Genomic DNA, 15,036 nt, shown 5'->3' on the forward strand with positions numbered 1-15,036 from the left:
AGGCATCCGTCATGCGTCGACGGCCAAAAAGGCCGGGGAGCGTGTATCCAATTGGCGCCTACCTTATAGGAACAGGCGCCTTCAGGTCGACACCTGCTGTGCACTTCGGGCGAAAATGCCGGCAAATGCGCCAGGCATTCGCTCGGCAACCCGATCACGCGGATCGGGTTGCGGCGGAGGCAAGCATGCGGTGTCAGGGCTGGAAGACAGGGCCTGAGCCCGGACTTTCAGCGCCGCTATTCTAGCGGTATTGCAGGAAGACGTTTTCTCGCCCGAACTGGTCACGCAAAACTTGAATCAAGCTGTCGGCCGGATCGATTCGCCAGTCCTCGCCAAACTGCAGCAGGGCCTTGGCGTCGGCACCGGTGTAATCCAGGGTGATCGGGCAGGCGCCGCGATGGCGCTGGCACAATTCGCCCAGCCAGCGTAGCCGGTCGCCCTTGAGCGCCGTGGCCTGCACCTTGACCCGCAGGCTTTCGGCCAGGCCGGTGCGCGCTTCTTCCAGGCTCATCACCCGTTTGGCGCGCAGGCGCATACCACCGGAGAAGTCGTCGTTACTGACCTCCCCCTCCACCACCACCAGGGCGTCGCTCTGCAGTAAAGCCTGGTTGCTGGCGAAGGCATCGGCGAACAGCGAGGCCTCGATGCGCCCGGAGCGGTCGTCCAGGGTGATGAAGCCCATCTTGTCGCCCTTCTTGTTCTTCATCACCCGCAGGTTGACGATAAGGCCGGCGATGGTCTGGGTATCGCGGGCCGGCTTGAGATCGACGATGCGCTGGCGGGCGAAACGCCGCACCTCGCTTTCGTATTCATCGATCGGGTGGCCGGTCAGATACAGGCCCAGAGTGTCCTTCTCGCCTTTGAGGCGTTCCTTGAGGGACAGCTCGCGGGCCTTGCGATGGTTGGCATAGACGTCCGCTTCGGGGCTGGCGAACACGCCACCGAACAGGTCCATATGCCCACTGTCGTGGCTCCGCGCGGTCTGCTCGGCGGCCTGCACCGCCTCTTCCATCGCCGCCAGCAGCACGGCACGATTGCGGTCGATGTTGGCCTGGTAGGCCTTGATCTCGTCATGGAAGTGCGGGCCGAGGCGATCCAGCGCACCGCTGCGGATCAGCGCTTCCATGGTGCGCTTGTTGATGCGTTTGAGATCGACGCGCGAGCAGAAATCGAACAAGTCCTTGAACGGACCATCCTGCCGGGCCTCGACGATGGCCTCTACCGGACCCTCGCCCACGCCCTTGACCGCACCGAGGCCGTAGAGGATTCGCTCGGTCTGTTTCGCATCCTGGCTGACGGTGAACTTGAATTCCGAGGCATTCACATCCGGCGGATCGATGCGCAGCTTCATGCTGCGGCATTCCTCGATGAGAATGACCACCTTGTCGGTGTTGTGCATATCCGCCGACAGTACCGCAGCCATGAATGGCGCAGGATAGTGGGCCTTCAGCCAGGCGGTCTGGTAGGACACCAGGCCGTAGGCGGCAGAGTGGGACTTGTTGAAGCCGTAACCGGCGAACTTTTCCACCAAGTCGAAGATGTTACCCGCCAGATCGGCATCGATGCCGTTGTTGGCACACCCCTCGATGAAACCGCCACGCTGCTTGGCCATTTCCTCGGGTTTCTTCTTGCCCATGGCCCGGCGCAGCATGTCCGCCTGACCGAGGGTATAACCGCCCATGACTTGGGCGATCTGCATGACCTGTTCCTGGTAAAGGATGATCCCGTAGGTCGGCTTGAGCACCGGCTCCAGACCTGCATACTGGTAATCCGGATGCGGGTAGGACAGCTCGGCACGGCCGTGCTTACGGTTGATGAAGTCGTCCACCATGCCCGACTGCAGCGGGCCGGGGCGGAACAACGCCACCAGTGCGATCATGTCTTCCAGGCAGTCGGGCTTGAGCTTCTTGATCAGCTCCTTCATGCCGCGCGATTCGAGCTGGAAGACGGCCGTGGTCTCGGCTTTCTGCAGCATCTGATAAGTCGGCTTGTCGTCGAGCGGAATGAAGTCGACGTTGACCAGATCCTCTTCGGCGACGCCGGCCGCGCGCTGGTCGCGGTGAATGGTTTCCAGTGCCCACTTGATGATGGTCAGGGTGCGCAGGCCGAGGAAGTCGAACTTCACCAGACCGGCCTGCTCGACGTCGTCCTTGTCGAACTGGGTCACCAGGCCGGCGCCTTCCTCGTCACAGGCGATCGGCGCGAAATCGGTCAGCTTGGTCGGGGCGATCACCACGCCGCCGGCGTGTTTGCCGGTGCCGCGCACGATGCCTTCGAGCTTGAGGGACATGTCCCAAATCTCGGCGGCCTCTTCGTCGACCTTGAGGAAGTCGCGCAGTGGCTCTTCCATCTCGAAGGCCTTTTCCAGCGTCATGCCCACTTCGAAGGGGATCATCTTCGACAGGCGATCCGCCAACCCGTAGGACTTGCCCTGCACCCGCGCGACGTCGCGCACCACCGCCTTGGCCGCCATGGAGCCGAAGGTGATGATCTGGCTCACCGCGTTACGCCCGTACTTCTCGGCCACGTAATCGATGACCCGGTCGCGACCGTCCATGCAGAAGTCGACGTCGAAGTCGGGCATGGACACCCGCTCGGGGTTGAGGAAGCGCTCGAACAGCAGGTCATAGGCCAGCGGATCGAGGTCGGTGATCTTCTGCACGTAGGCCACCAGCGAACCGGCACCTGAACCACGGCCCGGCCCCACTGGCACACCGTTGCTCTTGGCCCACTGGATGAAGTCCATAACGATCAGGAAGTACCCGGGGAAACCCATCTGGATGATGATATCCAGCTCGAAATTCAGCCGGTCGATGTACACCTGCTTCTTGGCGTCGTAATCCGGCGTGTCCTTGGGCAGCAGGACTTCGAGACGCTCGTCGAGGCCGTCGAACGACACCTTGCGGAAATACTCGTCGATGGTCATGCCTTCCGGCACCGGGAAGTCCGGCAGGAAGTATTTGCCCAGCTGAACCTCGATGTTGCAGCGCTTGGCGATCTCGACGGTGTTCTGCAGGGCGTCGGGCAGATCACCGAACAGCTCGGCCATTTCCTCTGGCGATTTCAGGTACTGCTGATCGGAGTAGATACGCGGGCGGCGTGGGTCGTCGAGGATGCGCCCCTCACCGATGCACACGCGGGTTTCATGGGCCTCGAAATCGCTCTGTTTGAGAAAGCGCACATCGTTGGTGGCCACCAGTGGTGCGCCGGTCTTGTCGGCCAGGGCCACGGCGGCATGCAGGTGCTCCTCGTCATTGACGCGGCTGGTGCGCTGCACTTCGAGGTAGAAGCGCTCGGGAAACACCGCCTGCCATTCCCGCAGCAACGTTTCGGCCTTGGCCGGCTCGCCATCGAGCAGCGCGTGACCGATCTCGCCCTCCTTGGCACCGGACAGGGCGATCAGCCCTTCGCTGGCGGCTTTCACCCAATCGCGCTGGATGATCACCAGGTCGTTGCTCTGCCCCTCGCTCCAGCCGCGCGAGACCAGCTCGGTGAGGTTGCGGTAACCCTTGGGATTCATCGCCAGCAGGGTCATGCGCGTCAGCGGGCCATCTTCGTAGGCACTGGCCAGCCAGATATCGGCGCCGCAGATCGGCTTGATGCCGGCGCCCATGGCGGCTTTGTAGAACTTCACCAGCGAGCACATGTTGCTCATGTCGGTGACCGCGACGGCGGGCATGCCGGCCCCGGCCACGGTCTTGACCAGCGGCTTGACGCGAACCAGTCCGTCGACCAGGGAGTATTCGGTGTGCAGGCGAAGATGAACGAAGGAAACAGCCATGAAGAAGCCCTGCAGGAAAAGCGACAAAACGCGGATTGTACCGTAACTGGAAGGATGGACAGCGGCCTGAGTTACGCTCAGTTGTCGCTCATGGCTTCCAGCAGGCGGCGTACCGGCGCGAAGGAGCGCCGGTGGATGGGCGTCGGGCCCAGACGGGTCAGGGCCTCGAGATGAACGGGCGTCGGATAGCCCTTGTGCAGCGCGATGCCATAGCCTGGGTAGAGTGCGTCCAGCTCGCGCATTTCGCGGTCTCGACTGACCTTGGCGAGGATCGAAGCGGCGGCGATGGCCGGCACCTGGGCATCACCCCCGATCACCGGTGCGCTGGGCACCGAGAGCTTCGGGCAGCGATTGCCGTCGATCAGCGCCAGTTTCGGTGTCACGCTCAGGCCTTCGACCGCGCGCTGCATGGCCAGCATGGTGGCGTGCAGAATATTGAGGCGATCGATCTCTTCCACCTCCGCGCGGGCAATGCACCAGGCCAGCGCCTTTTCGCGAATTTCATCGAAGAGTTTTTCGCGCCGCGCCTCGGTCAGCTTCTTGGAATCGTTGAGCCCGAGAATCGGCCGCGCCGGATCGAGAATCACCGCCGCGGTCACCACCGCACCACAGAGCGGCCCGCGGCCCACTTCATCGACGCCGGCAACCAGCTCCTCGACGGTAGCGAAATCCAGGCCCAACTGCATCAGCTGCGCCCCAACAGGTCGAGCACCGCCGTAGCCGCGCGCTCGGAGGCATCGCGGCGCAGGGTGCGGTGGATGGCATCGAAGCCTTCGGTCTGCACCTCACCGTCCACCAGCAACGGCGCGACCGCCTGCGCCAGGGCATCGGCGGTGGCCGCATCCTGGATCAGCTCGGGGACCAGCAGCCGCTGGGCGAGCAGATTGGGCAGCGAGATGTACGGGCTCTTCACCAGACGCTTGAGAATACTGAAGGTCAGCGGCGCGACACGATAGGCCACCACCATCGGCCGCTTGTAGAGCAGCGCCTCGAGGGTCGCGGTGCCGGAAGCGATCAGCACCGCATCGCAAGCAGCCAGCGCATCGTGGGAGCGGCCGTCGAGCAATTGCAGTGGCAGGTCACGACCGCCAAGCATCTGTTCGAGCTGCTGGCGACGTTCCGCACTGGCACAGGGCAGTACGAAACGCACGCCCGGCCGCAGCGCACGCAATCGCTCGGCAGCATCGAGAAACAGGCCGCCCAGGCGCGACACCTCGCCGCCCCGGCTGCCTGGTAACAACGCCACCACGGCTGCATCGAGCGGCAGGCCGAGCTGTTCACGGGCTGCAGTGCGATCAGCCTGCAGGGGAATCGCATCGGCCAGCGGATGTCCCACGAAGCAGACCGGCACCTGGTGCGCCTCGTAGAACTGCGCCTCGAAGGGAAACAGGGTGAGCATCAGGTCGCAGGCATCGCGAATCTTCAACACACGCTTCTGCCGCCACGCCCATACCGAGGGGCTGACGTAGTGCACGGTGCGAATGCCGGCCTGGCGCAACTTGAGCTCGACACCGAGGGTGAAATCCGGCGCGTCGATGCCAATGAACACATCGGGCTTGCGCTCGATCAGGCTGGCAATCAGCCGACGGCGACGCGACAACAGCTCGGGCAGCCGACCCAGTACTTCGACCAGGCCCATGACCGCCAGGCGCTCAATGGGAAAATCGCTGACCAGCCCCTCGGCCTGCATGCGCGGGCCGCCTACGCCGATGAACTCCACGTTGGGGTGCTTGATCTTGAGCGCCTGCATCAGGCCTGCGCCGAGAATGTCGCCGGATGCCTCGCCGGCAACCAGCGCGACACGCAATACCTCAGCCATGGTTCAGCGAGTAATGCCGCGACTGGAGGTCAGGATCGAATCGCGGAAAACCGCTACTTCGGAGAACTGAGCAGCCACTTCTTCCAGCTCGACCAACGCTTCTTCGATGGTGAAGCCCTGGCGGTAGACGATCTTGTAGGCGCGGCGCAGCGCCTGCATCGACTCGGCGCTGAAACCACGACGGCGCAGGCCCTCGAAGTTCATGCTGCGCGCTTCGGCCGGGTTGCCCGATACCGTCACGTAAGCTGGGACGTCCTTGCCGATCGCCGCGCCCATGCCAGCAAAGGCATGCGCGCCGATATGGCAGAACTGGTGCACCAGGGTATAACCGGACAGGATGGCCCAGTCGCCGATGTGCACGTGTCCGGCCAGGGCCACGTTATTGACCAGAATGCAGTGATTGCCGACCACGCTGTCGTGGCCGATATGGGCATAGGCCATGATCAGGTTGTGGTCACCGATGGTGGTTTCGTCACGATCCTGAATAGTGCCACGGTGCATGGTCACGCCTTCACGGATGATGTTGTGATCACCGATGACCAGGCGCGTAGGCTCACCCTTGTACTTGCGATCCGGGGTGTCTTCACCCAGGGAGGCGAACTGGTAGATCTTGTTGTGCTTCCCGATCCGGGTAGGGCCCTTGATAATCACGTTGGGACCCAGCACACAGCCCTCGCCAATTTCTACGTCGGGCCCAATGATCGACCAAGGGCCGACGACGACGTCGTCTGCCAGCTTGGCGCTGGGATCGATGATGGCGCGAGGGTCAATCAAACTCATAACTTGCGTTCCGCACAGATGATTTCGGCCGAGCACACTTCTTTACCGTCGACCGTGGCCTTGCATTCGAACTTCCAGATGCTGCGCTTGCTGCTGAGGAACTTGGCCTCGAGGATCAGCTGGTCACCGGGCACAACCGGCTGACGAAAGCGTAGCTTATCGGAGCCGACGAAGTAGTAGAGCGTGCCGTCGGCAGGCTTCACGTCCATCATCTTGAAACCGAGGATACCGGCTGCCTGGGCCATGGCCTCGATGATGAGAACGCCCGGCATGATCGGGTGCTCGGGAAAATGGCCGTTGAAGAATGGCTCGTTGACGCTGACATTCTTATAGGCACGAACGCACTTGCCATCAAGATCCAGATCCGTGACCCGATCCACCAGCAGGAACGGATAACGGTGCGGCAAGTACTCGCGAATTTCGTTGATTTCCATCATTTCCAGAGAAGCCCGTAATAAAAAGAAGAGAGCCAGCCATTGGCTCAGGCATCAGATGAGGCATTCCCGCTCGAGGTCACGGCAGCGAGCTGTTTTTCCAACTGCTTCACACGCCGCGCCATGTCGTCCAGCTGGCGGATACGCGCCACGCTTTTCTTCCACTCGGCCGCAGGTTGCATGGCGGTGCCCGACGAATAGGCACCAGGCTCGGTGATCGAGCGCGTGACCATGGTCATGCCGGTCACGAATACGCCATCACATACATCGATATGACCGACCATCCCCACGCCGCCGGCGATCATACAGTTCTTGCCGATCGACGTGCTGCCGGAAATCCCGACACAGGCAGCCATCGCCGTGTTGTCGCCGACCTGCACGTTGTGCGCGATCATGATCTGGTTATCCAGCTTCACGCCGTTGCCGATACGTGTGTCGGACAGGGCACCGCGATCGAGGGTGGTGTTGGCGCCGATTTCGACGTCATCACCAATGCTCACGCCACCAATCTGGGCGATCTTCTGCCAGACGCCCTTCTCGTTGGCGAAGCCGAAGCCCTCACCACCGATCACCGCACCGGACTGGATGACCACGCGTTTGCCGATGCGCACGTCGTGATACAGGGTGACCCGCGGCGCCAACCAGCCACCCTCGCCGATTTCGGAGCGCGCGCCGACCACGCAATGGGCACCGACGGTGACCCCGGCAGCGATCTTCGCGCCTGCCTCGATCACCGCATACGGGCCGATCGCCGCGCTCGGGTCGACCTGCGCATCGCTGGCGACAACTGCCGTCGGGTGAACACCCGGCGCAGCCTTGGGCTTGCGATCGAACAGGTGGGATAGCGAGGCGTAGGCCAGGTACGGATTGGCGACGATCAGCATATTGCCGGTGAAGCCTTCCGCATCCGCCGCCGTGAGCAGCACCGCCGCCGCCTGGCAACTGCCCAAGTGCTTGCGATACTGCGCATTGGACAGGAACGTCAGCTGAGACGGGCCGGCATCCTGCAAGGTTGCCAGCCCGTCGACCCGAAGCTCAGAGGCGCCACGCAAGGTGGCGCCCAGCTGCTCGGCCAACTGGCCGAGCGTGAATACCGGTGTGGACATCATCAACGCATCTGGTTCATGCGCTCGATGACCTGGCGGGTGATGTCGAACTGCGGTTTGACATCGATGACCGCGCCGCGCTCGAGCACCAGGTCGAAGTTGCCATTCTTGATGACGTCTTCGACGGCCTTGTCCAGGTTGGGCTTGAGCTTCTTGAGCATGTCGCGATCAGCCACGGCCTTGGCTTCGTTCAGCTCCTTGGACTGGAACTGGAAGTCACGGGCCTTTTGCTTGAAATCCAGCTCGAGACGCTCGCGCTCGGCGGTCTGCATCTTCTCGCCGTCTTTGACGATGCGATCCTGAATGCGCTTGGCATCGCTTTCCAGGGTCTTGAGCTTGTTCAGTTGCGGGCCGAATTTCTTCTCGGCGTCGACGGCGTAGCGCTTGGCCGCGTCGGACTCGAGCAGGGCCATCTGGTAGTTGAGCACCGCGATCTTCATTTCGGCGAAGGCCGGGGTGGCCAGCATGGTGACGCTTAACAGAACCAATTGAGTCAACTTACGCACGGTGCAACTCCTGCAGAAAAACTGTCTTGGTGATTCGTGAGCAGACGCTTAGAACGTCTGGCCGAGGGAGAACTGGAATACCTGGGTATCGGCGTCATCCGGCTTCTTGACCGGCATCGCCAGGCTGAAGCTCAGCGGGCCGAGTGCCGTGATCCAGGTAACGCCGACACCCACCGAACTGGCCAGGTTGCCGAAACTGATGTCGCAGCTGTCGCCACGGCGTTTCTGGCCAGCGCTGCAGTCGGTGTCGAACACGTTACCCACGTCCCAGAACAGCGCAGTACGCAGCGAGCGCTGATCCTTGACGAAGGGCAGCGGGAACAGCAACTCGGCGCCGCCCTGGATCAACACGTTACCACCGAACGGCAGCGGATCCTGGTCCGGATCGCGCAGCGTACCCGGATTGGTACCGGTACTTGGCGTACTGCGCGGGCCCAGACTGCTGTCCTTGAAGCCACGCACCGAGTTGAAACCGCCTGCGTAGTAGTTCTCGTAGAACGGCAGCTTGTCGGTGGAGCCGAAAGCGCCGCCGTAACCCAGCTGCGTGTGGAAGCGCATGGTGTAGGTATCGGTCAGCGGCTTGAAGACCTGGCCGCGGTAATCGAGTTTGTAGAACGACAGGTCACTGCCCGGCACGGTGGTTTCGAGGACCAGGCTCTGGGAATGCCCCCGGTTGGCCAGTACGCCACGGTTGAGGGTGGACTCGGACCAGCCGACGGAGGCTTTGAAGTTAAGGTACTTCTCGCCTTGCTGACGGGTGAAGTCGAAGATCTCGTCGACGGTATAGCGACCGGTTTTGATTTCGTCCTGCTGAACGGTCAGGCCGTAGGTCAGGCGCGACGTTTCACTGATCGGATAGCCGATGTTGACGCCGGCACCAAGGCTGTCGACCGAGTAGCTGGATACGTCGACATCAAGCTCGTCGTAGTCGGTGGTGCGGTAGAAGGCGTTGTAGCCCAGGCTCACACCATCCTCGGTCCAGTACGGATCGGTGAACGAGAAGTTGTAGCGGCTCTGGTATTCGCTACGGGTCAGGCCGAGGCTGACGCGGTTACCGCTACCCAGGAAGTTGTTCTGGGTGATCGAGCCACCGAGGATCAGACCGGCATTCTGGGCGAAACCCACGCTCGCGGTGATCGAGCCGGACGCCTGCTCCTCGACGCTGTAGTTGACGTCGACCTGGTCGTCGGTACCCGGCACCTGCGGAGTCTCGACGTTGACCTCCTTGAAGAAGCCCAGACGTTCCAGACGTGTCTTCGACTGGTCGATCAGGTAGGTCGATGCCCAGCCGCCTTCCATCTGCCGCATTTCGCGGCGCAGCACTTCGTCTTCGGTCTTGGTGTTGCCGCGGAAGTTGATGCGGTTGACGTAGGCGCGCTTGCCCGGATCGACGACGAAGGTGATCGATACCGAGTTGTCGTCGTTGTGTGGCTCAGGCACGCCGTTGACGTTGGCGAAGGTGTAACCCTCATTACCCAGGCGACGGGTGATCAGCTCGCTGGTGCTGGTCATCACCTTGCGGGAGAACACCTGGCCCTCTTTGACCAGCAGCAGCGCGCGCACTTCCTCTTCCGGCACCTTGAGGTCGCCGGACAGTTTCACATCACGAACGGTGTATTTCTCGCCTTCATCGATATTGACGGTGATGTAGACGTGCTTCTTGTCCGGGGTGATGGATACCTGGGTGGAGGTGATATCCATGTTGATGTAGCCGCGATCCAGGTAATAGGAGCGCAGGCGCTCCAGATCACCGGAGAGTTTCTCGCGGGCGTACTTGTCGTCGTTACGGAAGAACGACAGCCAGTTGGTGGTCTTCAGCTCGAACAGGTCCTGCAGGTCTTCGTCGGAGAAAACCTTGTTGCCGACCACGTTGATGTGCTGAATGGCCGCGACGCTGCCTTCGTTGATGTTGATCTTCAGCGCAACGCGGTTGCGCGGCTGAGGAATCACTTCGGCGTCGATCTCGGCGGAGTAACGGCCCTGGGCCACGTACTGGCGCTGCAGTTCGTTACGCACGCCTTCCAGGGTCGCACGCTGGAAGATTTCGCCTTCGGCCAGGCCCGACTGGTTCAGGCCCTTGAGCAGATCGTCACTGCTGATGGCCTTGTTGCCTTCGATCTCGATGCTGGAGATCGACGGGCGCTCGACCACGGTAATGACCAGCACGTTGCCGTCACGACCCAGTTGAATGTCCTGGAAGAAGCCGGTCCTGAACAGTTCGCGCGTCGCCTCGGTGAGCGTACGGTCATCGGCCGCCTCGCCGACGTTCAGCGGCAGCGCGCCAAACAGGCTGCCCGCGGAGACGCGCTGCAGGCCGTTAACGCGGATATCGGAGATGGTGAAGGACTCGGCGTGAACTTCGGCGATCATCAATGCGGAAAGAACCGCAGGTAGCAGCAGACGTTTCATGAAGTCCTTTCTTATTCCAACTAACGATAAGAAATCAGTCGTTCGAGACGAAAGATATATAATTCAGCTGAGCTCACAGGCGACCAAGGTCGTTGACCAGCGCCAGCAGCATCACCCCGATCACCAGGCTGATGCCAATCTGCATCCCCCAACCCTGCACCCGTTCGGACAGTGGGCGGCCTCGCACCCACTCGACCAGGTAATAAAGCAGATGTCCGCCATCCAGAACCGGAATGGGCAGCAAATTGAGAACGCCGAGGCTGATACTCAGGTAGGCGAGGAAATTCAAAAAGTCCCCAAGGCCCGACTCGGCCGAAGCGCCCGCCACTTTAGCAATGGTTATCGGCCCGCTCAAGTTTTTTACCGAGAGCTCACCGAACAGCATTTTCTTCAGTGAATCGAGGGTCAGAAGGCTCATTGTCCAGGTTCGCGCGCCAGCCTCGCTGATCGCTTCGAGTGGCCCGTAGCTGATTTCGCGAAGCATCTGCGCCGGCCATTGTGCCGGCGCCACACCGGCGCCGAGGTAGCCGGTGGCCGCTTCGCCCTCGCCTTTCGAGGCCAGGGTCACAGGCACATCCAGGCGCTGACCGTCACGCTCCAGGGCAATGCTCACCGACTTGCCCGGCAGCCCGCGCACACGATCGACCAGATTCTGCCAATCATTCAGCGGTTGCCCGTCCAGCGCCAGCAGGCGATCGCCGAGCTTTAAACCGGCGGCCTGTGCAGGCCCCTGCGGGTCGAACTCGGCGAGCACCGGCGCCAGGCTCGGGCGCCACGGGCGAATACCCAACGAGGCGATCGGATCAGGCTCGTTGGCGCCACGCAGCCAGTTGTCCAGTTCGACACGATGGGCCATATCTGCACCACCATCGGGATGCCGCGTAGTGATCAGCAGCTCACCGCTTTCACCGAGACGACGTACCAACTGCAGGTTGACCGCCGACCAGCCGGTAGTGGCCTTGCCATTGACCGCGACGATTTCCTCACCCGCCTGCAGGCCGGCGACCTGAGCGAGACTCCCCGCCTCCACCGCGCCGATGACCGGCCGCACCTGCTGGCTGCCGAGCATGGCCACCAGCCAGAAGAACACCAGCGCCAAGGCGAAGTTGGCCGCCGGGCCCGCCGCCACGATGGCGAAGCGTTGCTTGACGGTCTTGCGGTTGAACGACTGCTCGGCCAACCCCGGCGGCACGTCGCCTTCGCGCTCGTCGAGCATCTTCACGTAGCCGCCCAGCGGGATGGCGGCGATCACGAACTCGGTGCCTTGGCGGTCGTGCCAGCGCACCAGCGGCGTGCCGAAGCCCACGGAGAAACGCAGTACCTTGACGCCGCAGCGGCGTGCTACCCAGAAGTGACCGTATTCATGGAAGGTCACCAGCACCCCGAGCGCGATCAGGGTGCCAACGATCATATAGAGTGCGCTCATGCCACCTCTCCGCGATTCAACCACTGCCCGGCCAGCTCCCGCGCACGGCGGTCGGCTTCGAGCACGGTATCGAGGCAATCCACCGCAACCACCGGTTCGGCCTCGAGAACGCCGCCAATGATACGCGCGATATCGGTAAAGCGAATCTGCCGCTCGAGAAATGCCGCTACCGCCACTTCGTTCGCGGCATTGAGCATCGCCGGTGCGCTGCCGCCCGCCTCTGCCGCTTCACGGGCCAGACGCAGACAGGGAAAGCGGACGTCGTCCGGAGCCTGGAAATCCAGGCGCGCCACGGCGAGCAGATCCAGCGGCGCGACGCCCGAGTCGATACGCTGCGGCCAGGCCAGGGCATGGGCGATGGGCGTGCGCATGTCGGGGTTGCCCAACTGGGCGAGCACCGAGCCGTCGACGTAATCGACCAGAGAATGGATGACGCTCTGGGGATGGATCAGCACCTCGACCTGCTCGGGCCGTGCGTCGAACAGCCAACAGGCCTCGATCAGCTCCAGCCCCTTGTTCATCATGCTGGCCGAGTCGACGGAAATCTTGCGACCCATCGACCAGTTGGGATGGGCACAGGCCTGCTCGGGCGTTACCGCGTGCAGCGCCTCGGGCGAGGACTGACGGAACGGCCCGCCGGAAGCGGTGAGCAGGATACGTCGTACGCCGACCGGCTGCAGACCGCGTGCATAATCCTGCGGCAAACACTGGAAGATCGCGTTGTGCTCGCTGTCGATCGGCAGCAGCACAGCACCACTCTGACGCACCGCGCGCATGAACAGCGCGCCGGACATCACCAATGCTTCCTTGTTGGCGAGCAGCACCTTCTTGCCGGTTTCGACCGCTGCCAGGGTCGGCTTGAGCCCCGCTGCACCAACGATGGCCGCCATCACGGCATCCACCTCGGCATGGGCGGCGACCTCGCACAATCCGGGCTCGCCAGACAATACGCGAGTATCCAGCCCAGCCTGCTGCAGGCGTGCTTGCACAGCGGCTGCTGCAAGGGCATCGGCAACCACGGCGAAACGCGGGCGGTGAATGATGCAAAGCGCTTCCAACTCGGCCAGGCGACTGAAGGCGGTCAGGGCGAATGCCTGGTAGCGCGACGGATGGCGCGCGATGACATCGAGAGTGCTCAGGCCGATCGAACCGGTAGCGCCCAGAACGGTGATCTGTTGAACCTGGCTCACAATGCGCCCCAACCAGCCAGCCACAGCAGCATGGCGAATACGGGAACCGCCGCCGTCAGGCTGTCGATGCGGTCGAGCACACCACCATGGCCAGGCAACAGGTTGCTGCTGTCCTTGATGCCGGACTGGCGCTTGAACATGCTCTCGGTCAGATCACCGACCACCGAGATCAGCACCACCAGCGCAGCGGCCGGCAGCGCGAGAAGAAACTGCGTGAACGACCACTCGCGATAAAAGCCCACCACTACCGTCAACAGTAGACTGAGCAGCAGACCGCCGACCAGGCCTTCCCAGCTTTTGCCGGGGCTGACCCGCGGCGCCAGCTTGCGTTTGCCGAAACGCTTGCCGGAGAAATAGGCGCCGATGTCCGCGACCCAGACCAGCGCCATCACCGCCAGGATCAGCCAGTTGGCCAGTTGCCATTGCTTGATCACCACCAGCCCTTGCCAGGCTGGCAGCAGAATCAGCAGGCCAATCGCCAGGCGCCCCGGCAGGCCGCCCCAGTAGCGGCTGCTATCCGGGTAGTTGAGCACCAGAAAGGTCGCAAAGGCCCACCACAGCACGCCGGCGGACAGCAGCCAGGGCGCCAGCACGGGGGCGCTATAAAGCAGATAAAGCAGTACCGCCACCAGGGCGGCATAGGCGACACGCAACGGCTGAGCTTCGAAGCCCGCCAGACGGGCCCACTCCCACGCACCGAGTACGACCACGACGGCGATGAACAGCGCGAACGCGCCACCTTCGAGCAGGAAGAACCCTGCCAGGGCGATCGGCAGCAGGATCAGCGCCGTAATGATTCGTTGCTTGAGCATCAGGCGCGGGCCTCGGCTTCGACTTGTTCACTGGTCTTGCCAAAACGTCGCTGACGCTTGGCGAAATCCGCCAGCGCTGCGCGCATGGCGTCGTGCTTGAAGTCCGGCCACAGCAGGTCGGAGAAGTACAGTTCACTGTAGGCCATCTGCCAGAGCAGGAAATTGCTGATCCGATGCTCGCCGCCCGTGCGAATGCACAGATCCGGCAGCGGCAACTCACCGGTGGCCAGGCAGCCCTGGAGCAGGCGCGGGGTGATGTCCTCGGGCTGCAGGTGACCGCCCTGCACCTCACGCGCCAGGCGCTGCGCGGCCTGGGCGATATCCCACTGACCACCGTAGTTGGCGGCGATCTGCAGGATGAAGCGTTTTTCGCCGGCGGCACCAGCGGTCGCCGCTTCGGCTTCGCGCATGGCAGCCTGCAATTCGGGATGGAACCGCGAGCGGTCGCCAATGATGCGCAGGCTGATACCGTTCTCGTCGAGCTTGCGTGCCTCGCGGCGCAAGGCGCTGAGGAACAGCTCCATCAACGCACCGACCTCATCGGCCGGGCGCTGCCAGTTCTCGCTGGAGAAGGCGAACAGGGTCAGCACTTCCACGCCCGAATCGGCGCAGACCTCGATGACCGCTCGTACCGCATCAACGCCCGCCTTGTGCCCGGCCACACCGGGCAGCAGGCGCTTGCGCGCCCAGCGGTTGTTACCATCCATAATGATCGCCACGTGCCGTGGAACGGCCATCACGGCACCGACTTTGGAATTGTCCATGGCGACTTC

Annotated in this window: 12 protein-coding genes; all 12 read right to left on the reverse strand. The window is 62.7% G+C overall.

Features of this window, described 5'->3' with window-relative positions:
* Window positions 1-241: 241 nt before the first annotated feature.
* Window positions 242-3,781 carry a DNA polymerase III subunit alpha gene (gene dnaE, locus BVH03_RS23610; protein ID WP_075963453.1) on the reverse strand — a complete coding sequence of 1,180 codons (3,540 nt, stop codon included), beginning with the start codon at window positions 3,779-3,781 and terminating at the stop codon, window positions 242-244.
* 77 nt (window positions 3,782-3,858) lie between these two features.
* Window positions 3,859-4,467 carry a ribonuclease HII gene (gene rnhB / locus BVH03_RS23615; RefSeq protein ID WP_075963454.1) on the reverse strand — a complete coding sequence of 203 codons (609 nt, stop codon included), beginning with the start codon at window positions 4,465-4,467 and terminating at the stop codon, window positions 3,859-3,861.
* Window positions 4,467-5,600, reverse strand: a complete 1,134-nt coding sequence (gene lpxB, locus BVH03_RS23620) for a lipid-A-disaccharide synthase (protein ID WP_075963455.1) — start codon at window positions 5,598-5,600, stop codon at window positions 4,467-4,469. Before lpxB ends, rnhB begins: the two co-directional genes overlap by 1 nt.
* Window positions 5,601-5,603: 3 nt before the next feature.
* Window positions 5,604-6,380, reverse strand: a complete 777-nt coding sequence (gene lpxA / locus BVH03_RS23625; protein ID WP_075929935.1) for an acyl-ACP--UDP-N-acetylglucosamine O-acyltransferase — start codon at window positions 6,378-6,380, stop codon at window positions 5,604-5,606.
* Window positions 6,377-6,817, reverse strand: a complete 441-nt coding sequence (gene fabZ, locus BVH03_RS23630) for a 3-hydroxyacyl-ACP dehydratase FabZ (RefSeq protein ID WP_075963456.1) — start codon at window positions 6,815-6,817, stop codon at window positions 6,377-6,379. Before fabZ ends, lpxA begins: the two co-directional genes overlap by 4 nt.
* A gap of 44 nt (window positions 6,818-6,861) precedes the next feature.
* Complete coding sequence (gene lpxD, locus BVH03_RS23635; RefSeq protein WP_075963457.1) at window positions 6,862-7,923, reverse strand: UDP-3-O-(3-hydroxymyristoyl)glucosamine N-acyltransferase; 1,062 nt, start codon at window positions 7,921-7,923, stop codon at window positions 6,862-6,864.
* Window positions 7,923-8,426 carry an OmpH family outer membrane protein gene (locus tag BVH03_RS23640; RefSeq protein WP_075963458.1) on the reverse strand — a complete coding sequence of 168 codons (504 nt, stop codon included), beginning with the start codon at window positions 8,424-8,426 and terminating at the stop codon, window positions 7,923-7,925. Before BVH03_RS23640 ends, lpxD begins: the two co-directional genes overlap by 1 nt.
* 48 nt (window positions 8,427-8,474) lie before the next feature.
* Window positions 8,475-10,835, reverse strand: a complete 2,361-nt coding sequence (bamA, locus tag BVH03_RS23645; protein WP_075963459.1) for an outer membrane protein assembly factor BamA — start codon at window positions 10,833-10,835, stop codon at window positions 8,475-8,477.
* 73 nt (window positions 10,836-10,908) lie between these two features.
* The gene (gene rseP, locus BVH03_RS23650; RefSeq protein WP_075963460.1) at window positions 10,909-12,261 is read right to left on the reverse strand and encodes a sigma E protease regulator RseP; all 1,353 of its coding nucleotides are present in this window, start codon (window positions 12,259-12,261) and stop codon (window positions 10,909-10,911) included.
* The gene (gene ispC / locus BVH03_RS23655) at window positions 12,258-13,451 is read right to left on the reverse strand and encodes a 1-deoxy-D-xylulose-5-phosphate reductoisomerase (RefSeq protein WP_075963461.1); all 1,194 of its coding nucleotides are present in this window, start codon (window positions 13,449-13,451) and stop codon (window positions 12,258-12,260) included. The genes rseP and ispC overlap by 4 nt, the downstream gene beginning before the upstream one ends.
* A complete protein-coding gene (locus BVH03_RS23660; RefSeq protein ID WP_075963462.1) occupies window positions 13,448-14,263 on the reverse strand; it encodes a phosphatidate cytidylyltransferase in 816 nt (271 codons plus the stop codon). The genes ispC and BVH03_RS23660 overlap by 4 nt, the downstream gene beginning before the upstream one ends.
* Window positions 14,263-15,027, reverse strand: a complete 765-nt coding sequence (uppS, locus tag BVH03_RS23665; RefSeq protein ID WP_075963463.1) for a polyprenyl diphosphate synthase — start codon at window positions 15,025-15,027, stop codon at window positions 14,263-14,265. Before uppS ends, BVH03_RS23660 begins: the two co-directional genes overlap by 1 nt.
* Window positions 15,028-15,036 lie beyond the last annotated feature (9 nt).

It is taken from the genome of Pseudomonas sp. PA15(2017) (assembly GCF_001945395.1).
Taxonomy (GTDB): domain Bacteria; phylum Pseudomonadota; class Gammaproteobacteria; order Pseudomonadales; family Pseudomonadaceae; genus Aquipseudomonas.

Excerpts from the sequence above, each read along its gene's own strand:
- dnaE (WP_075963453.1), bottom strand. The coding sequence starts at position 3,781 with ATGGCTGTTTCCTTCGTTCATCTTCGCCTGCACACCGAATACTCCCTG.
- rnhB (WP_075963454.1), bottom strand. The coding sequence starts at position 4,467 with ATGCAGTTGGGCCTGGATTTCGCTACCGTCGAGGAGCTGGTTGCCGGC.
- lpxB (WP_075963455.1), bottom strand. The coding sequence starts at position 5,600 with ATGGCTGAGGTATTGCGTGTCGCGCTGGTTGCCGGCGAGGCATCCGGC.
- lpxA (WP_075929935.1), bottom strand. The coding sequence starts at position 6,380 with ATGAGTTTGATTGACCCTCGCGCCATCATCGATCCCAGCGCCAAGCTG.
- fabZ (WP_075963456.1), bottom strand. The coding sequence starts at position 6,817 with ATGATGGAAATCAACGAAATTCGCGAGTACTTGCCGCACCGTTATCCG.
- lpxD (WP_075963457.1), bottom strand. The coding sequence starts at position 7,923 with ATGATGTCCACACCGGTATTCACGCTCGGCCAGTTGGCCGAGCAGCTG.
- bamA (WP_075963459.1), bottom strand. The coding sequence starts at position 10,835 with ATGAAACGTCTGCTGCTACCTGCGGTTCTTTCCGCATTGATGATCGCC.
- rseP (WP_075963460.1), bottom strand. The coding sequence starts at position 12,261 with ATGAGCGCACTCTATATGATCGTTGGCACCCTGATCGCGCTCGGGGTG.
- BVH03_RS23660 (WP_075963462.1), bottom strand. The coding sequence starts at position 14,263 with ATGCTCAAGCAACGAATCATTACGGCGCTGATCCTGCTGCCGATCGCC.
- uppS (WP_075963463.1), bottom strand. The coding sequence starts at position 15,027 with ATGGACAATTCCAAAGTCGGTGCCGTGATGGCCGTTCCACGGCACGTG.